General features: G+C 37.0%; 20 protein-coding genes. 12 read left to right on the top strand and 8 right to left on the bottom strand.

All coding sequences use genetic code 11. From position 1 onward, the window contains the following. Positions 1–101: 101 nt before the first annotated feature. From BMX49_RS11845 to folK, 5 genes are all read left to right on the top strand, one after another. Entirely contained in the window at positions 102–659 is a 558-nt protein-coding gene (locus BMX49_RS11845) for a DUF4142 domain-containing protein (RefSeq protein ID WP_034721375.1), read from the top strand. A gap of 2 nt (positions 660–661) precedes the next feature. After that, positions 662–1132, top strand: a complete 471-nt coding sequence (locus BMX49_RS14530; protein ID WP_051803766.1) for a plastocyanin/azurin family copper-binding protein — start codon at positions 662–664, stop codon at positions 1130–1132. 25 nt (positions 1133–1157) lie between these two features. Further along, on the top strand, positions 1158–1967 hold the full coding sequence (locus tag BMX49_RS11835) for a ferredoxin reductase domain-containing protein (protein WP_246005128.1): 810 nt from the start codon (positions 1158–1160) through the stop codon (positions 1965–1967). Between the two features lie 75 nt (positions 1968–2042). Beyond that, positions 2043–2762 carry an SDR family oxidoreductase gene (locus tag BMX49_RS11830; RefSeq protein WP_034719830.1) on the top strand — a complete coding sequence of 240 codons (720 nt, stop codon included), beginning with the start codon at positions 2043–2045 and terminating at the stop codon, positions 2760–2762. A gap of 95 nt (positions 2763–2857) precedes the next feature. Then, on the top strand, positions 2858–3625 hold the full coding sequence (gene folK, locus BMX49_RS11825; protein ID WP_051803768.1) for a 2-amino-4-hydroxy-6-hydroxymethyldihydropteridine diphosphokinase: 768 nt from the start codon (positions 2858–2860) through the stop codon (positions 3623–3625). A gap of 77 nt (positions 3626–3702) precedes the next feature. Here the strand turns inward: folK and BMX49_RS11820 are convergent, their stop codons facing one another. The 5 genes from BMX49_RS11820 to BMX49_RS11800 all read right to left on the bottom strand — a co-directional run bounded on the left by BMX49_RS11820 (position 3703) and on the right by BMX49_RS11800 (position 7469). Next, on the bottom strand, positions 3703–3996 hold the full coding sequence (locus BMX49_RS11820; RefSeq protein ID WP_034719833.1) for a hypothetical protein: 294 nt from the start codon (positions 3994–3996) through the stop codon (positions 3703–3705). Positions 3997–4177: 181 nt separating this feature from the next. After that, positions 4178–4930, bottom strand: a complete 753-nt coding sequence (locus BMX49_RS11815) for an acyl-CoA desaturase (protein WP_034719836.1) — start codon at positions 4928–4930, stop codon at positions 4178–4180. Positions 4931–5035: 105 nt separating this feature from the next. Continuing rightward, on the bottom strand, positions 5036–6331 hold the full coding sequence (gene tyrS / locus BMX49_RS11810; RefSeq protein WP_034719839.1) for a tyrosine--tRNA ligase: 1296 nt from the start codon (positions 6329–6331) through the stop codon (positions 5036–5038). 164 nt (positions 6332–6495) lie between these two features. Then, the gene (locus tag BMX49_RS11805) at positions 6496–6909 is read right to left on the bottom strand and encodes a DUF6691 family protein (RefSeq protein WP_034719841.1); all 414 of its coding nucleotides are present in this window, start codon (positions 6907–6909) and stop codon (positions 6496–6498) included. After that, positions 6906–7469 (bottom strand): YeeE/YedE family protein, encoded by a 564-nt coding sequence (locus tag BMX49_RS11800; RefSeq protein WP_034719843.1) that lies wholly within the window; start codon positions 7467–7469, stop codon positions 6906–6908. Before BMX49_RS11800 ends, BMX49_RS11805 begins: the two co-directional genes overlap by 4 nt. Before the next feature lie 198 nt (positions 7470–7667). Between BMX49_RS11800 and BMX49_RS11795 the strand changes: the two genes are divergently transcribed. From BMX49_RS11795 to BMX49_RS11770, 6 genes are all read left to right on the top strand, one after another. Beyond that, on the top strand, positions 7668–8579 hold the full coding sequence (locus BMX49_RS11795; protein WP_034719845.1) for a metal ABC transporter solute-binding protein, Zn/Mn family: 912 nt from the start codon (positions 7668–7670) through the stop codon (positions 8577–8579). Then, entirely contained in the window at positions 8579–9313 is a 735-nt protein-coding gene (locus tag BMX49_RS11790; RefSeq protein WP_034719848.1) for a metal ABC transporter ATP-binding protein, read from the top strand. The genes BMX49_RS11795 and BMX49_RS11790 overlap by 1 nt, the downstream gene beginning before the upstream one ends. 1 nt (position 9314) lies before the next feature. Continuing rightward, complete coding sequence (locus BMX49_RS11785; protein WP_034719850.1) at positions 9315–10439, top strand: metal ABC transporter permease; 1125 nt, start codon at positions 9315–9317, stop codon at positions 10437–10439. Beyond that, a complete protein-coding gene (locus BMX49_RS11780) occupies positions 10432–11592 on the top strand; it encodes a metal ABC transporter permease (RefSeq protein WP_034719852.1) in 1161 nt (386 codons plus the stop codon). Before BMX49_RS11785 ends, BMX49_RS11780 begins: the two co-directional genes overlap by 8 nt. A gap of 182 nt (positions 11593–11774) precedes the next feature. Next, positions 11775–12698 (top strand): mechanosensitive ion channel family protein, encoded by a 924-nt coding sequence (locus BMX49_RS11775; protein ID WP_034719855.1) that lies wholly within the window; start codon positions 11775–11777, stop codon positions 12696–12698. 115 nt (positions 12699–12813) lie between these two features. Next, a complete protein-coding gene (locus tag BMX49_RS11770; RefSeq protein ID WP_034719857.1) occupies positions 12814–13539 on the top strand; it encodes a sterol desaturase family protein in 726 nt (241 codons plus the stop codon). 102 nt (positions 13540–13641) lie between these two features. Here the strand turns inward: BMX49_RS11770 and BMX49_RS11765 are convergent, their stop codons facing one another. Beyond that, positions 13642–15198: a T9SS type A sorting domain-containing protein gene (locus tag BMX49_RS11765; protein WP_081864369.1), complete on the bottom strand. Its 1557-nt coding sequence runs from the start codon at positions 15196–15198 to the stop codon at positions 13642–13644. A gap of 288 nt (positions 15199–15486) precedes the next feature. Here BMX49_RS11765 and BMX49_RS11760 point away from each other — a divergent pair, with 288 nt between their 5' ends. Continuing rightward, on the top strand, positions 15487–15933 hold the full coding sequence (locus BMX49_RS11760; RefSeq protein ID WP_034719861.1) for a KTSC domain-containing protein: 447 nt from the start codon (positions 15487–15489) through the stop codon (positions 15931–15933). A gap of 111 nt (positions 15934–16044) precedes the next feature. Here BMX49_RS11760 and BMX49_RS11755 read toward each other — a convergent pair whose 3' ends face one another. Both BMX49_RS11755 and BMX49_RS11750 read right to left on the bottom strand, forming a co-directional pair. Then, positions 16045–16770, bottom strand: coding sequence for a hypothetical protein (locus BMX49_RS11755; RefSeq protein ID WP_034719863.1), 726 nt, complete (start codon positions 16768–16770; stop codon positions 16045–16047). Between the two features lie 2 nt (positions 16771–16772). Continuing rightward, entirely contained in the window at positions 16773–17156 is a 384-nt protein-coding gene (locus BMX49_RS11750) for a hypothetical protein (RefSeq protein ID WP_034719865.1), read from the bottom strand. Positions 17157–17325 lie beyond the last annotated feature (169 nt).

Genomic DNA, 17325 nt, shown 5'->3' with positions numbered 1-17325 from the left:
ACTAAAAGGTTTTTTTCCAATTTGAAAAAAATTAATTTTTAATGGAAAGGGTATTTAAAATTCAAAGTCATCTAATTATTAACCTAAAAAAATCAGCAAAAATGAAAACGCTAAAAAACTTAGCTTTATCGAGCGCCGTGCTAGTGACCGCCATGTTGTCATCAACTGCCGTTTCCGGACAAGATCAAAAAACTCCTAATTTGACCGATCCAGAAATTGCCTCTGTTGCCGTAACCGCAAATCAGGTTGATGTGGAATATGCAGAAATCGCTTTGAAAAAATCACAGAATAAAGAGGTGAAGAATTTTGCCACCGCGATGAAAAACGACCATAGCGGCGTCATTAAAATGGCAGTCGATTTGGTAACGAAATTAAAAGTTACGCCTCTAACCAATGATGTTTCTAAATCATTATTAGAAGGTGCAAAAAAAGAAAAAGCAGTTTTAAATGCTAAAACGGGAAAAGCCTTTGACAAAGCGTACGTCGATAATGAGGTGACTTATCATATTTTTGCGATCGGAGCCGTAGAAAATATGTTGATTCCGCAAGCTCAAAATGCTGAATTAAAAGCGCTGCTTGAAAAAGCTTTGCCGATATTTAAAACCCATCTTGAACATGCAGAAATGATTCATAAAAAATTGAATTCCCCTAAAATGTAATCATGTTAAAATCGTATTTCAAAATAGATTTTTCTACCGTTGCAATTGGGTGTTTATTACTCCTGGCCGGCTGTAATTCTGGGTCCGCAGACACAATGCCGGCCATGAATGATAATTCTGCGCCTACCTCTAAAATGATGGTTGCTGAGAAGAATGCGACAGCGATTGTACCCGCAATTAATTCTACTGAAAAGCTGAATATTGAAGCGACTGATGATGCCAGTTCAAAAACGGCAACCATCGTTACGATTGAAAATATGAAATTCAATCCCGCCACTATTACCTTAAACAAAGGAGAAAAAGTAACCTTCATCAATAAAGATATCGTTGCTCATAATGCCACAGAAACTAAAAATTCCTGGGCTTCTCCAATGTTAGCGAATGGACAATCCTGGACTTTTGCACCCGAAAAAACATCCAATTATTATTGTACCGTACATGTGGTGATGAAAGGTAAAATTATTGTAAAATAAAATTAGCAGAATCGAATTTATACTGATGCCGACTCTCACTGCATTTTCGTGCGGAATCGAAGACACGCATGGTCAAACAATCACTTATATCTTCGGAAAAGCATTGAAAAAATTACCGCCTAAAAAAGGATTTAAATCGTACATTTATAATTATAAAAGAGTGAATATGTCACATTTAACAAAAATAAAATCAATTGAAAATCTTACTCACGATGTGCTTCGTGTGGTTCTAGATAAACCAGCAGGGATCACTTATATTCCAGGTCAGGCTGCTGATATTGCATTGAATAAACTGGGTTGGAGTGATAAGGAAAACTGCTTCACCTTTACTTCTCTGCCAGAAGATGATGAGGTCGAATTTACCATAAAGACCTATCCTGACCATCACGGAATGACGAATGAACTGTTGTCAGCTCAACCCGGAGATGAGGTTCTTATTTATGATTCTTTTGGCGATATCTATTTTAAAGGTCCCGGAATGTTTATCGCTGGTGGAGCGGGAGTTACTCCGTTTATTGCGATGATAAAAGATTTAGAAAAACAAAATAGGTTGAACGGAAATAAACTGATTTTCGCCAATAAAGGAAAGGCTGATATTATTTTAGAAGATTATTTCAAGTCGGTTCTTGATGGAAATTTCATTAATATTCTTTCCAATGAAGATTTAGATGGATACGAACATGGTTACATCTCACCGGAAATTATTAAGAAGTACGATGAGGATGATTTAAATTATTATTACCTCTGTGGTCCACCACCAATGATGGAAGCGATTGAAGGTCATTTACACGCTTTAGGAATTGCCTCGGAATTTATCGTCAAAGAAAGTTTTTAAACCTTTCTTTATTATATTGATCTTGCTCAAGTTAAAATTTCTAACTTGAGCATTATTTAGCCCAAAAATACATTTATGAAAAATTATGCTCTCGTAACGGGTAGCGCCGACCGAATAGGAAAAGCCGTGGCCATTCATTTAGTGAAACAGAATTACAATTTGGTTTTACATTATAATTCGTCGAAGCACAAAGCCGAAAAACTGAAAGAGGAAATCGAATCTATTTATGAAGACACCAAAGTAGAATTGCTACAGATCAATTTTTTAAAAGAAAATAATTTCGATCAAATCTTTCAGGAATTAAAAAAGAAAAAAATAATTATTGAAGTATTGGTGAATTGTGCGTCAGATTTTATTCCTTCTAATTTTAAAGACGAAGGAAGCGAGCTTTACGATAAAGAAATGACGATCAATTTCAAAATCCCTTACCTACTCACCAAAGCTTTTGCCAGCGTGTATGGCAGCGGAAATATTATTAACTTCGTGGATACCAAAGTTGAAAAAAATAAGACCGTTCACCTCGATTATATTTTGAGTAAAAAATTATTAAAAGATTTCACTAAGATTTCCGCAGTTGAATTAGCTCCAAACATCAGAGTTAATGGAATCGGACCAGGATTGATTCTCCCACCACCAGGAGAAGATGAAAGTTACCTTTTGAATCTTGCGAAAAATATTCCTTTAAAAACAATCGGTAATTTAGAAGAAATTATAAAAGCAGTTCAGTTTATTTTAGAGAGTCAATTCTTCACTGGGCAAATTTTGTATATTGATGGTGGCGAACATTTGGTTTAAGAAAATTGAATATTTTACAACTGGAAATACTACTTACTTAGACATTTGCTTCCAAAGCAAAAACAGAAAAAAACAAACAACAAATAGAAAAAAGTATGGGCGCAACCTATAATCCAAAATTATCCATCGTTCGAGTAGAAAATTTAAGACTTCGATCTTATATCGGTTTCTTTGATTGGGAAAAAGAGAAATTGCAAGATGTAATTATTTCTTTTTCATTTAAATATGATACTGCGATGGCCTCGAAAACGGACGACGTGCAACATGCGGTGGATTATAAAGAAATCACCAAAGGAGTTATTGATTTCGTTGATCATAAAAGCTTTCATTTGATTGAGGCTTTGGCGGAGGAAATTTACATGCATATTCAAAAAGTAGGTGCGGCATTACAAGATATTATGGTGAAAGTTGAAAAACCTCACGCTTTGCGTTTTGCTGATAATGTGATGGTGGAAATCGATGGCAAAGATCGATACCACACGGCTGTAATCGCGATGGGTTCTAATATCAATTCAGAAGATAATTTTACTAAGGCTTTAAATCATCTTCAAGAAATAGGATTTGTCATGCAGAGAACTGCTTTTATCAAAACAGAACCTCTAAAGTTTGAAGAGCAACCCGAGTTTTTGAATGGAGCCATTCTTCTGCACACCAAAAAAAGCCTGTCAGAATTAACAATGCATTTAAAACAAATTGAAGCGTTATTAGGAAGAGTAAGAACTGAAAACAAAAATGCACCGCGCGAAATCGATTTGGATGTCCTTACTTACAACGGATTTATTACTGATCAAGATATGGAGGAATTGCCTTTCCTTATTGATTTTGTTCAGCAACTACAACCAGAGATTAAACTTCAAAAGTAAAATCTTCTCTTTTTAAATTCAAAAAAAATCAACCAAAATTAATGGTTGAATTTTTATTTGAAGGCAGTTTCGAAAAACTACTTTGTTTCTTTTTTTAAGTAATCTTTGGTGTCTTTGTAACTTTCATCTACAGCTTTGCCTGTGTTTTTCACCGCTTTTTTAGTCCATCTAGCTCCTTTTTTCACTCCTTTCTTAGTCGCTTTCACTCCTTTTTTTGCCGTCTTAGCAGTCCATTCTGCACCATCTGAAACGCCATTTTCGACTGCTTTTGCATCTTTTTTTATTTCTTGTTTAACGGTATTTTTTTCTTGTGCAGAAACTCCGATTGAAAGTAAGATTACTGCGGCAACGGATAACAATTTAGTTTTCATAATTTAAATATTAATTGTTGTTAATTAAAATGGTGGCGCACAAATTAAGCCATGGGTTCGGTATTAAAAACATTAACTAAAGTTTAACGCGAACGCTAAAACGAGAATTTTAAATTGCTAAAACCAAACAAGTTCAAAAAAAAACCGTCTCATCAATAAAGACGAGACGGTTTCTATTTTTTTAATGCTCTCTTTTTACAACAGCAACTGGATTCAGTTTAATCAGTTTCATTTTGTCTAAGACAATCATGATTTGATAAGTGACATCCATTTCGTGCCATCTTACACCACCGAAGTTCGCTCTTCCACCATGTTTGTGGTGATTATTGTGATACGCTTCACCCATCATTAACCAATCGAATCTCAATAAGTTTTTAGAAGTATCAGAAACTTTAAAGTTGGTATAACCGTAAATATGTGCAAACCAGTTAATAATAACTCCGTGAATTGGCGCCATCATATAAGCAACTGGCAATAAAAGCCACTGCCACCAAGCTGTTGCGAAGAAATAAAAGAATACCGTATAAGCGATTGCCCACGCCAATCTGGAAACCCAAGAACTTGCGAACTTATCGAAAGCCGCCCACTGAGGTACATTCTTAGTAAATTTTTCTTCGATAATTGCTTTCTGACTATTGATGTCAGCATAGATTTTTTTTGTACGCCACATCATCGAAAACAAATTGTCGTCGTATTTCGGAGAATGTGGATCTTTCTCGGTATCAGCATAAGCGTGGTGCATTCTGTGCATAACCCCGTAACCGTAAGCAGAAAGATAATTAGAACCCTGCGTAACCCAAGTTAAAACGTAGCACAATTTCTCTCCAAATTTTGACATTTTAAAAGATTGGTGTGCTGCATATCGGTGCAGGAAAAACGTTTGAAAAAATAGTCCAGAATACCAAAGGACTATGATAAATAGGATGATAACCATAGTATATATTATTTCACAAAGATACAATGAAAACCTTAAAAATGAAAGCCGGAAATCATCCGGCTCTCACAAATATTTGTTAATACTGACGAATATCAGTTATTTCTAAATAGCTTTCACAATGAAATAATTCTTTTTCCCTTTTTGTAATAAAAGGAATTTCCCATCGATTAAATCTTTTTCTGCGACTTCAAACGTTTCGCTTACTTTTTCTTTGTTAATAGAAATAGAGTTGCTGGTCAATTCTCTTTTTGCTTCTCCTTTAGATTTCAAGAAACCAGATTTGTCTGAAATTAAATCTACGATATTACAACCAACCACTTCAGATTTCAAAATCTCTTTTTGTGGAACTCCTTCGAAAACTTCTAGAAAAGTGGCTTCATTCAAACTCACTAAATCTTCTGCAGTTGAACGTCCGAATAAAATCTCAGAAGCTTTTATGGCTTTCTCAAATTCTTCACGGTTGTGAACCCAAACGGTAACTTCTTCTGCTAATTTCTTTTGCAGTTTTCTTTCGTGTGGCGCTGTTTTATGATCTTCAATTAAAGCCTCGATTTCTTCTTTGCTTAAGAAGGTATAGTATTTAATAAATCGTTCTGCATCCGAATCAGTTGCGTTAACCCAAAATTGGTAAAATTTATAAGGTGAAGTTCTCTTCGCATCCAGCCAGTAATTTTCGCCAGCTTCCGATTTCCCAAATTTAGAACCGTCGGCTTTGGTAATTAATGGCATCGTTAGCGCAAATGCTTCTCCCTGAACTTTTCTGCGGATTAATTCTGTACCGGTGGTAATATTTCCCCACTGATCAGAACCTCCCATTTGAAGTTTGATGTTTTTCTCTTTGTACAAATGAAGGAAATCGTAGCCTTGTAAAAGTTGGTAAGAAAATTCGGTGAAACTCATTCCTTCTGCGCCACCTTCACCGGTGATTCTTTTCTTCACCGACTCTTTGGCCATCATATAATTCACGGTAATATGTTTACCCGTATCACGAATAAAATCAAGGAATGAAATTTCTTTCATCCAGTCGTAATTATTCACCAATTCGGCGCTGTTTGGTTCTGATCCATCAAATTTTAAAAACTTAGACAATTGACCTTTCAAACAATCCACATAATGGTTGAGTGTATCTTCATCTAAAGCGTTTCTTTCGTTTGATTTTCCAGAAGGATCACCGATCATGCCGGTTGCACCACCAACTAAAGCGATTGGTTTATGACCGTGTTGTTGATAATGTGCCAGAACTTTGATAGGGATTAAACTTCCGATATGCAACGAATCAGCGGTCGGATCAAAGCCTATATACGCCGTGGTCATTTCCTTATTCAATTGTTCTTCGGTTCCTGGCATCATGTCGGCAAATAGCCCGCGCCATTTCAGTTCTTCAATAAAAGCGTTCATTATCTTAAAAATTTTAAGAGGCAAAGGTAAGAATTTTGAGGGAGAATGGAAGATGGACAGTCTGTGAAATTTCATACAATGAATCTCAACTTCAATAATGAAAAGACCTACTTTCTCTATTAAACCAAACTTTCCAAAACTAAATGTATCGACAATTTCAACTTTTAATGTGGCAGCTTTTTATGTAAAAGTCCGTAAGCCAAAGTTCCTAAAATCGAACCAGCAATTACAACTAAAATTGAGTAAAAACCAGCGCCAGCCAAAACAAACATCGGTCCCGGACATGCGCCAGTTAGTGCCCAGCCTAAACCGAAAATCGTTCCTCCAATCAAATATCTATAAATGCCAAGTTTCTTTGGTGTCAAACACATCTCTTGATTGTCAAACGCTTTGATATCATTTCTCTTAATCAACTGAACGCCTATTAATCCAATGATCACCGCTGAACCAATGATTCCGTACATGTGAAAAGAGGCAAAGTGAAACATCTCGTAAATTCGGAACCACGACGCTGCTTCTGATTTGTACATGACGATGCCGAAGAATATACCTACTGCTAAAAATTTTAAATATTTCATGAACCGAAAATTAAGGGATATAATAAATGAATCATCACAAGACCTCCGATGAAGAAACCGACCACTGCAATCAGCGACGGGATTTGTAAATTACTCAACCCAGAAATCGCATGACCTGAGGTGCAGCCTCCTGCGTATCTTGCTCCGAATCCAACTAAAAATCCACCCACAATTAAAATCGCAAGCGTAAACGGATCAGAAAGTTTTTCAACATTAAAAATTTCCGTAGGTAAGTACGCATTATTAGCGCTTTCAATTCCGTAATCCTGAGAAAGTTGGGTCGCGATTTCTGGGTTGATTTCAACCACATTGTTCGACATAAAAGTTGAAGCTAAAAATCCACCGATGATTGCACCAATTACAACCATTAAATTCCAGCGTTGGCTTTTCCAGTCAAATTGAAAGAAAGAGGAAACTTTCCCAGCGCCGCCAATCGCACACATGGTTCTCAAATTAGAAGACATGCCAAAATGTTTTCCCATGTAGAGGAGTAAAAACATTGTTAGGGCAATCAAAGGTCCGGCGACATACCACGGCCACGGCTCATAAATCAAATTCATATTTTCTTAATTTGCGGCAAAGATAAGCTTATGAAAAGATAAGTTGCGAAACTTAACTTGGGTGCAGCGTTGAAAATATTTGCTAGTAATTATATTCTAAAAATTTTCTGTTTTAATCTCGCGTCTTCAGTGTCTTTAATTATCTTTATTGATTATAAATCATCTTTTTTTTATAACTTCGCCGTAAATGTTAGATTAATGAAACAATTTATACTCATCGCTTTTCTAAGCGTTTTTTTATTGGGATGTAAGGACACAAAACCGAAAGATGGTAAATTCCACATCGTTACCACGACTTCTATGATTACCGATCTCGTTGAAAATATCGGCGGAGACAAAGTGGTAGTTCAAGGATTAATGGGTGCAGGAGTAGATCCACATTTGTATAAAGCGTCTGAAGGCGACGTTTCAAAACTTTCGAATGCGGACATGATTTTGTACGGAGGTCTTCACTTAGAAGGAAAGTTGGTAGAAGTTTTTGAAAAAATGCAAAAACAAAATATCAAGACTGTCGCGGTTTCCGATGCTTTAGATAAAAAAGATTTGATTGGCTCCACCTTATTTGCATCGAATTATGATCCGCATATTTGGTTTGATGTTACCAATTGGGAAAAAATTACCGTTTTTGTTGCTGATCAATTATCGGCAGCGCGTCCAGAAGACAAGGCGTTTTTTCAAGCTAACGCTACAGCTTATCTGGCGAAGTTGAAAACTTTAGAAGAAGAAATTAAAGCGGAAATCGCAACACTTCCTGTTGACAAACGCCGATTGGTTACGGCACACGATGCTTTTTCTTATTTTGGCAGAGCGTATCAGTTTGATGTCGTCGGTTTGCAGGGATTGTCCACCGCGACAGAAGCTGGGGTGCAGGATGTTCAAAAAACCGCCGCCTATATTATCGATCATAAAGTAAAAGCAGTTTTTATTGAAAGTTCCGTTCCGAAACGTACGGTAGAAGCTCTGCAGAAAGCTGTCAACTCTAAAAATCACAACGTGGTTATTGGAGGAACTTTGTTTTCTGATGCTTTAGGAAATCCGGGAACACCCGAAGGAACCTATATAGGAATGTTTAAATTTAATGTTCACACCATCGTTAGCGCTTTAAAATAATGGAAAAAATAGCAGTTAAAGTAGACGATCTTACGGTCGCTTACAACTACAAACCGGTTCTTTGGGATATTGATTTACAGATTCCCGAAGGTGTTTTGATGGCGATTGTCGGACCCAATGGTGCGGGGAAATCAACTTTAATTAAAGCCATTTTAGGAATTTTAAAACCTATCGCTGGAAGCGTTACTATTTTTGGAAAACCTTATGATTCTCAACGCAAAAAAGTCGCTTATGTTCCGCAAAAGGGTAGTGTCGATTGGGATTTTCCTACGACTGCGCTCGATGTGGTGATGATGGGAACTTACGGTACTCTGGGCTGGATTAAACGTCCCAAAGAAAAAGAGAAAAAACAGGCTCTAGAAGCTTTGGAAAAAGTGGGAATGCTTTCCTTTAAAGATCGACAGATCAGCCAACTTTCGGGCGGACAACAACAGCGGATTTTCTTAGCACGCGCTTTAGTGCAGGATGCTGAAATCTATTTTATGGATGAACCTTTTCAAGGAGTTGACGCCACGACTGAAGTTGCGATCATCAATATTTTAAAAGAACTTCGAAAAGCCAACAAAACGGTTGTGGTGGTGCATCACGATTTGCAAACCGTTCCTGAATATTTTGATTGGGTAACCTTTCTCAATGTGAAAAAAATTGCCACTGGACCAGTGAAAGATATCTTTAATGATGATAATCTTACGAAGACTTACGGCATCAATTACAAAGTGAGTATTCAAAAATAAAATGGAAATACTAGAATACATCAAACTTGTTTTTAGTGATTATACCTTGCGAACAATCACGCTGGGAACTGCTATCTTAGGCGGAGTCACCGGAATGTTGGGCAGTTTCGCCGTGTTGCGGAAACAAAGTTTATTAGGTGACGCGATTTCTCACGCAGCCCTGCCTGGGATTGCTTTAGCTTTTCTGATTACGGGTTCCAAAGATACCAACGTTCTTCTAATCGGAGCTTTAATTAGTGGCCTCATCGGTACTTTTTGGATTCGTGGAATCACCACCAAAACCCATCTGAAATCGGATACGGCTTTAGGATTAATCCTGTCCGTTTTCTTCGGTTTTGGAATGTTGTTGCTGACTTTTATACAGAAACAACCCAACGCGAATCAAGCTGGACTGGATAAATATCTGTTCGGACAAGCTGCTACTTTGGTCGAAAGCGATGTCTGGCTCATGAGCATCGTCACTGGGTTATGTTTAATTGTACTTCTGCTTTTCTGGAAAGAATTCAAAATTCTACTTTTTGATAAAGATTATGCGCATACGCTCGGGTTTAATACCAAGTTCATTGATGTTTTAATAACGAGTTTTATTGTGCTTGCAATTGTGCTGGGCTTGCAAACGGTCGGAGTTGTCTTGATGAGCGCCATGCTTCTAGCACCCGCTGCCGCAGCGAGACAGTGGACGAATAGTTTAAGCGTCATGGTTTTTCTGGCCGCAGTTTTAGGTGCAGCTGCTGGAGTTTTTGGCACCGCCATCAGTTCGACTCAAAATAATTTATCAACCGGACCTGTGATCGTTTTAGTTGCCTCAGTTTTTGTTTTGTTCTCGTTTATATTTTCACCCAAACGTGGCCTTTTATTCCGACAAATAAGATTGATTCAAAACCGGAACGATTTAGAATTACAGAAAACCTTGGCTTTTATGTACCACATTGTAGAGGATCACGAAGACATTTCTCATCCACACGCCATCAAAATTTTAAATAATTTTCAAGGCTACAGTCGGAAAGGGCTGCAAAAATTAGTCAATAAAAACTACGTGACTTTGCAAGGTGAGATGTGGAGTTTAACTCCTCAAGGCGTGGAAGTGGCTACGAATATGTACAATCAAAACCTGAAAGATGAGTAGTGCTCAGTTAGAAATACAGATCATAGCCAGTTTGGTAGCGATTGCCTGCGCCATTCCAGGAACTTTTTTGGTTCTGCGGAAGATGGCGATGATTAGTGATGCCATCAGCCATTCTATTTTGCCTGGGATTGTGGTTGGATTTTTTATTACCCAAGATTTAAATTCACCTTTATTGATTTTGCTCGCCGCGATGACTGGTGTTTTGACCGTGGTTTTGGTGGAGAAAATTCAGCAGACCAAATTGGTAAAGGAAGATACAGCCATCGGCCTGGTGTTTCCAGCGCTCTTCAGTATTGGCGTGATCATGATTGCGAAATATGCGAATGATGTGCACCTGGATATCGACGCAGTGCTTTTGGGCGAACTGGCCTTCACGCCGTTTGACCGGATTTATTATGACGGCATGGATCTAGGTCCGAAATCATTATGGGTGATCAGTATTATTTTGCTGGCAACGCTCGCGCTTTTATTTGCTTTTTATAAAGAATTAAAGATGAGTACGTTTGATGCGGGATTGGCTACTTCCTTAGGGTTTTCGCCTGCCATTATCCATTATGGTTTGATGAGTGTGGCGTCGATTACGACCGTTGGCGCCTTTGATGCCGTCGGTGCTATTTTAGTGGTGGCTTTGATGATTGCTCCTGCGGCGTCCGCTTATTTGCTGACGACGAACCTTACGAAAATGATTGTGCTGGCTTGTTTTTTTGGCGTCTTTAGTGCAATTGCCGGCTATTGGGCCGCCAACTATTTAGATGCCTCGATTGCCGGAAGTATCGCAACCATGTTGGGTCTGGTGTTTTTGGTCGTCTATTTATTTGCGCCGAGTAAAGGATTAATTGCGGTTTTGTATCGCGAGAAACAGCAGCGAATTGAAGTTTCCTTGATTACTTTTATTCTACATTTAAAAAACCATCACGAGCAAAAGGAACGTCATGTGAATCATCTCAACGAGCATATCAACTGGCAGAAGATTCGCAGCAAAACGGTGTTGAATTTAGGCTTGAAAAATAATTTGTTTACCATTGATAACGACATCGTTTCATTGACGGAGAAGGGAAATGACTTTACTACCAAAGCCATTGATTATATTGTGACCAATGAAGATGCCCAAATTGAAGATATGAAAGATGATTTCTTTTTATTTAGAGGATAACCTCTGCGATTCATCTTAAACTGGCACCGTTAAAATTTCTCGATTTTTAAAGGTTTTCTAAAAACATTCCGCAAGTCTTCACAAAGATTTGCGACTGGTCTATTTTTTTCATATCTTTTTTTCGATTTTAAATTCTAACAAAATCCGCAGAATTTTCAGTCTCTAAATTTCAATTATCCTTTATGGAAAAACAACATAACAGAAAATGGACGATCATTTACGGATCCGTCGCAATGGTCCTAATCGCCATTTATTATTTGGTGAATCTGCCCATCTTCAGTTCGTGGGGACATTATATTCCTTTCCTCCGAAAGTTGAGTTTAAGTCTCTTTCTCATCTCCCTTATTTTTTTCATCAGCAAATTTATTGAGAAACTGATTTACAGTCAGAACCATCTCGAGGGCGATCGCTACAACCTTTTGCGCATCGTCAGGTTTCTAGCCTTAGTCTTCAGTTTAATTGTTGCAGCCTCTTTCTTGTTTCAAAATTTATATGCCGCGGCCGTGAGTTTTGGGTTGATTTCCTTGATTTTAGGGTTTGCCTTGCAAGCGCCGATTTCCTCTTTTATCGCCTGGATTTATTTAATTTTAAGACGCTCCTATTTAGTTGGCGATCGTATTCAGATCAAAGGATTTCGTGGTGATGTCGTAGAAATTAATTATTTAGATACGTCGATTCTGGAATGCAGTGGCGATTATTTGGGCAATGACCGACGAAGTGGCCGAACCATTCGGTTTCCCAATAGTTTAATTTTGCGTGAAGAAATCATTAATTACTCTGGGCCGCAGGTTCCTTTTATCTGGAACGAAACTGCCATTCAGGTGGCCTTCACCAGCGATTTACAGTTTGTGGAAGATTGTCTGCTCGAGGCGGCACGGCAAGATTTTAAACAAAAATATCCCCGAATCAATATGCAGAAACATAGCCTTTGGGAACCCGGCGTTTACTTTAGAAATAATGCGTATGCCTGGATGGAAGCCGTATTGATGTATCCCGTTGAACCCAGAGATACGACTGATCGACGGAATCGAATTTTGAAAATGGTGTTGCCAAAATTGAATGCGGCGCCAGCTCAGGTTCAGTTTCCAGAAGGAATCAGAAGATAGATTGATTTGTTTTTTTAAGTATTTTCTTTAAAAATATCTCCCTTAAAAAATCCTGAAAAATTCAAATGGTTTTCCTTAGTTTTGTATTTTAATTCTTCAATTCTGAAAAGTATTCATGGGAGATTTTCTTGGTTATGTCATCGCCTTTTTCGCGATTTTACTGATTCGCTATTTTATAACGGCTGGTTTTTTCTATGCCTATTATCTGAAAGTTAAAAACAAAAAAACCGACAAAAAGATCTTAAGTCAAAGACCACTTAAAAAAGATCAAGTCAAAAAAGAAATTTACTGGAGCATTATTTCTTCCGCCATCTTTGCTTTTTTTGGCGCCTTGCTTTATTGGTTGTATCTCCATCAGTTTACCGGGATTTATCTCGATCCTGCGGAGTACGGATATTGGTATTTACCTGTCAGCATCGTCGCGGTTTTGCTGGTACACGAGACGTATTATTACTGGCTGCATCGCGCCATGCATATTCCAAAAATCTACAAAGTAGTTCACAAAGTTCATCACAATAGTTTGAGTTCTACGCCGTGGACGGCCTTTTCATTTCATCCCTGGGAAACTATTTTGGAAGCTTTAATTCTACCGATTATTTTATTAATCATTCCGCTGAATATTTATGTACTTTTATTTTATCTGATTTTCATGACCTTCAGCAGCATGGTCAATCATCTGGATATTGAAATTTATCCGGCTCCTTTCAGACGAAGTAAGTTCGGGAAAATGTGGATTGATGCCACGCATCATCACTTTCACCACAAAGAATTCACCACCAATTACGGGTTGTACTTTACGTTTTGGGACAAATGGATGGGTACGGAAAGTCGTAAAATGTAGGGTCGAGAGTTTAAAATGAGCTCAGTTAATCTTAAGTCTAACATTTTTCCATAAAAAAAGAAGTGGCTGTTACCACTTCTTTAATCTAAGATTATTACCCATTTATTTTTTAATTGCTTTTATCGTCTTCACACTTCCGTCTTTATAGGTAAGTGAAACCAAATAAATACCTGATTTCAAATCAACAAGATTGAGTGTAGAACTTGCTTTAAGTGATTTAACTAATCTTCCTGATAAATCCCTAACAGAAATTGTGGCAAGATCTTTCACATCGGAAATATTCAAAACATCCGTGAAGGGGTTTGGATATACTTTAATTTCGTCTGTCGCAATTACGTTTGAAGTTGCTAATGCAGAACAGTTTGCAGAAATTATATAATTACCAAACTGGGTATCAGAGTAGGCGGTCAATAATATTCTATAGGTCGTTCCCATCGTTGCATTGAAAGTAACTATTGGACTATTATTTAACCCGGGACAGCCAGCGTCTGCATAACCAGCACCATTAACATTGCTGGTGCACGACAGTGTTGCACAATCGCCAGTGTAAACTCTTAGGAAAGAATCGTAATCTGTGCCACACGCAGAAATCGTCATCGGGCCATTTTTAGTTGCAGTCACTTTAAACCAAACCCCTCTGGAGGAAGCGATGGGATTAGCAAATCCACATGAAGAGGTAGGTATTATATCATTGGTAGCAAGCGCATTCGATCCGCTGACCATTCCGTCACAGGGAATTGTTTGTGGTGTGGCGCAGTTATCATTTGTAGGGACGGAGGGAGTCGTAATACAGACTTTGAAATTAGAAAAGGTGTTGTTTGGATTTGTAGAAAAAATTCTCAGATAGTATTTTTGTCCTACGGTGAAAGTCTTCCACAATATGTTGGAGTTTCCATAATTTCCATTCACACACGCTCCTATCATCTCATTCGTACAAGATCCGGAATAGATCTGCATACTGGTATGAAAATCTTCATAATCTACCGTCACCAAGTGCGTTGTAGAGGTCGCAATGAATGAATACCAAACATCATCGTCAACTCCGGCACCATTGCAATTAGGACCGCCACTGGTATTGGTTGCATTAATTGTGGTTCCACTCTGGGGTGCAGTGCAGAATTCTGTATTGCTTACGTTTAGTGAAATAGCTCCGGCACAATCGTCATTAATAGGTATGGGTCCTGAAGTCACACAGATATCAAATGTTGATCTGGTGTCGGTATCACTGTTGGTCCAGACCCGGATTTTATATTCTGAACCAATCACAAGCTTGGTAAGCGTCATTGTTTCTGGATCGCTACATTTAATTTGTGTCAAATTTCCGCAGGCGCCAATATAAGCCGCCAATACCATATCAGGATTTCCGATAATATTTAAAAGTTTAATGGTTTGAATCTTACGAGTTGCAATAAATTTGAACCACACATCGCGTTGATCTAAAGCAGCGCCACAGGTCGGTTCTATTTCTGAAGATTGGTACGCATCGATGGTTGTGCCGGTTTTAAATATAGTGCAGTTTGTATCTGCATTAACCGTTAGAGAAATCGCATTTGCGCAATCATTATTAATTGGTGGGGCTAAAGTTTTCAGAGACTTCTGTGCCTTGAAACCGCCGACTGACATTACAAATAGAAGTAAGTAGGTAAACAGAGTTTTCATAGCAATTGTATTTATTGGTTAGATACCAAAGTTATTGCATCCACACTGTAATTTATGGGTGAAAACACCCATTTTTTACTCATTATAAATCGTTAAGGTATTCGTTTTGTCTTAGTTAGTGAGTCCTGGTTTTAATATTACCTTATATTTTCTGGTTTCATTAAATTTTAATTCCCTACTTTTGCACCCGCTAAAAAGGTATAGTGGAAGAGGTTATTTTTAAAGACTTATTTAAATCAAATTTAAAACGCCGCTTCTCTACACCCTTTAAAATATAAAAAAGCATTTATGAAAAGAGTTGGTGAGCACAGAAAGCTTCTTGGGGTTGATAAAACCGCTACTTTAAAAGATTTAAAATCCATTTACCGGAATACGATGAAAGATGCGCATCCTGATAAATTTGTCAACGACGATGCGGCAAAACTGGAAGCCGAAGAAAAAAGCAAGTCTGTGATTGAAGCCTACCATTTTTTGGTGAGCATCAACCCAGAAACGCAGGCAAAATACAAAGAAGAATATACCGAGACTATTTCAAAATCAAACATTCAGGATTTCGATTACGAAAAACAAATCTTGAAAGTGCAGCATTTGAATGGTAAAATGTACGAATACATCGGTGTTCCCCGTAATACCTACATCAAAATGGTCAACGCTGATTCGCCGAGCCGCTTTGCCCGTAGACACATTTACGGAAGCTACATCTACAGAAAAAATGGGGAAGCAATGGAGGATTAATTTCCCGTTGTTCTACAATTTAAAAAGCACAATCTTGGATGAGGTTGTGCTTTTTTGATGGTAATATTTCGTGAAAATCGATTTTAAATCAAAAAAACTTTTGGAACTAATTTACGTACTAGCAATTGATAGTTGATAATCAGTTTGTAGAATTTCCACAATTATTTCTTTAATTCTTTTATTTTCAATCTTATTAAAACTAATTTTTTCTATATCCTCAAAACTTTTTTTTGCAAATCTTAATGGACTTTCTAAATCTTTATTTTTTTCAGAAAGATGGGCCGTGTCGCGTAAGCAATCATAATATGCTCTCTGCGCCATACGTCCACCTAAAAATCTAAAACCATTTTTCTCACAAATGTATCCTGATAATTTTTCGTCTGATTGCTCCAGCCACTCAATGAAATCAGAAAATGATTTTGGTAAATTTTCTATTTTGTTTTTCATCCGATGTTTTTTCAAAACATGATTATTGAGGTAGGTTTTGTCATTACAAATATTGCTGACAGTCGAAAAATAGTTATCAGGTAATATTTTTTTAAGGTGTTTTATTGTACTTAATCTTGCTGGTGTGAAATGTTGTTCTTCATCAAATTCAACAATTCTACTTTTTAAAATCGGATGGTTCATAATTGCACCATCTATGAAATGAGCTAAGCTATCAGAACTAAATTGTTTGTTTGATTTCAAATCTGATAGTATTTTCAGATAACTTGAATTTACCACATCCGGGAACTTATACATTTCAAAATTATTTGATAAAAAGAAATGTGATGAATCTATTGGTTTGTTAATACTTTTAGAAAGTAAATAATCTTCTCCTATAAGTTCTGACATTGCTACAAAAATCTAGTTTCGTCTTTTAAATTATTTGCAGATTTCTTCGCTGTTTCATTTTTAAAGATTTTTTCTTTTTCATCTGCTAAAGCAGAAACAGTAGTGAGATAATTATTTTGTTTTAATTTCAATTCGTTTAATATAGCAACAGCAGGTGACTGAACTCTGCCTGAAATATAGGATTTTGCAACTGTGGTGTTTAGTACTCTTTCTTTTGTAAATAATTCAAATAATTCTGAAATGTAAATTGTTTCAGACTGACTTTTATTTTCTCGTGTAAAGTATATTTTGCCATCAAATATTTTATCTAATCTGTATTTTTTTCCCGTCAAACTAGTTGCAGACTGGAGATATGTGAGGTTTTTAACAAAATCTTTTTTTTCCATAATTTATTAAATGTAGTGATGTAATTACTAAGTTAAAAATACGCATAATTTATATAATGTGATTAATAAATTATTTGCGAACGATACGAAATTGTTAAAAAATGAATAAAAAGATGTTTTATTAAAAAAATATTTTTTTAATTTCTTAAAATAGTTACTCAGTTTACCT

Origin of the sequence: Kaistella antarctica (genome assembly GCF_900109615.1) — a bacterium.
GTDB classification, from domain to species: domain Bacteria; phylum Bacteroidota; class Bacteroidia; order Flavobacteriales; family Weeksellaceae; genus Kaistella; species Kaistella antarctica.
Note: the sequence above shows the minus strand (reverse complement) of the source record. Positions and strands in the feature narration are given on the sequence as shown.

What these genes read in the sequence shown, in the direction of transcription:
- BMX49_RS11845 (WP_034721375.1), top strand. Translation starts at nt 102, where the DNA reads ATGAAAACGCTAAAAAACTTAGCTTTATCGAGCGCCGTGCTAGTGACC.
- BMX49_RS14530 (WP_051803766.1), top strand. Translation starts at nt 662, where the DNA reads ATGTTAAAATCGTATTTCAAAATAGATTTTTCTACCGTTGCAATTGGG.
- BMX49_RS11835 (WP_246005128.1), top strand. Translation starts at nt 1,158, where the DNA reads ATGCCGACTCTCACTGCATTTTCGTGCGGAATCGAAGACACGCATGGT.
- BMX49_RS11830 (WP_034719830.1), top strand. Translation starts at nt 2,043, where the DNA reads ATGAAAAATTATGCTCTCGTAACGGGTAGCGCCGACCGAATAGGAAAA.
- folK (WP_051803768.1), top strand. Translation starts at nt 2,858, where the DNA reads ATGGGCGCAACCTATAATCCAAAATTATCCATCGTTCGAGTAGAAAAT.
- BMX49_RS11820 (WP_034719833.1), bottom strand. Translation starts at nt 3,996, where the DNA reads ATGAAAACTAAATTGTTATCCGTTGCCGCAGTAATCTTACTTTCAATC.
- BMX49_RS11815 (WP_034719836.1), bottom strand. Translation starts at nt 4,930, where the DNA reads ATGGTTATCATCCTATTTATCATAGTCCTTTGGTATTCTGGACTATTT.
- tyrS (WP_034719839.1), bottom strand. Translation starts at nt 6,331, where the DNA reads ATGAACGCTTTTATTGAAGAACTGAAATGGCGCGGGCTATTTGCCGAC.
- BMX49_RS11805 (WP_034719841.1), bottom strand. Translation starts at nt 6,909, where the DNA reads ATGAAATATTTAAAATTTTTAGCAGTAGGTATATTCTTCGGCATCGTC.
- BMX49_RS11800 (WP_034719843.1), bottom strand. Translation starts at nt 7,469, where the DNA reads ATGAATTTGATTTATGAGCCGTGGCCGTGGTATGTCGCCGGACCTTTG.
- BMX49_RS11795 (WP_034719845.1), top strand. Translation starts at nt 7,668, where the DNA reads ATGAAACAATTTATACTCATCGCTTTTCTAAGCGTTTTTTTATTGGGA.
- BMX49_RS11790 (WP_034719848.1), top strand. Translation starts at nt 8,579, where the DNA reads ATGGAAAAAATAGCAGTTAAAGTAGACGATCTTACGGTCGCTTACAAC.
- BMX49_RS11785 (WP_034719850.1), top strand. Translation starts at nt 9,315, where the DNA reads ATGGAAATACTAGAATACATCAAACTTGTTTTTAGTGATTATACCTTG.
- BMX49_RS11780 (WP_034719852.1), top strand. Translation starts at nt 10,432, where the DNA reads ATGAGTAGTGCTCAGTTAGAAATACAGATCATAGCCAGTTTGGTAGCG.
- BMX49_RS11775 (WP_034719855.1), top strand. Translation starts at nt 11,775, where the DNA reads ATGGAAAAACAACATAACAGAAAATGGACGATCATTTACGGATCCGTC.
- BMX49_RS11770 (WP_034719857.1), top strand. Translation starts at nt 12,814, where the DNA reads ATGGGAGATTTTCTTGGTTATGTCATCGCCTTTTTCGCGATTTTACTG.
- BMX49_RS11765 (WP_081864369.1), bottom strand. Translation starts at nt 15,198, where the DNA reads ATGAAAACTCTGTTTACCTACTTACTTCTATTTGTAATGTCAGTCGGC.
- BMX49_RS11760 (WP_034719861.1), top strand. Translation starts at nt 15,487, where the DNA reads ATGAAAAGAGTTGGTGAGCACAGAAAGCTTCTTGGGGTTGATAAAACC.
- BMX49_RS11755 (WP_034719863.1), bottom strand. Translation starts at nt 16,770, where the DNA reads ATGTCAGAACTTATAGGAGAAGATTATTTACTTTCTAAAAGTATTAAC.
- BMX49_RS11750 (WP_034719865.1), bottom strand. Translation starts at nt 17,156, where the DNA reads ATGGAAAAAAAAGATTTTGTTAAAAACCTCACATATCTCCAGTCTGCA.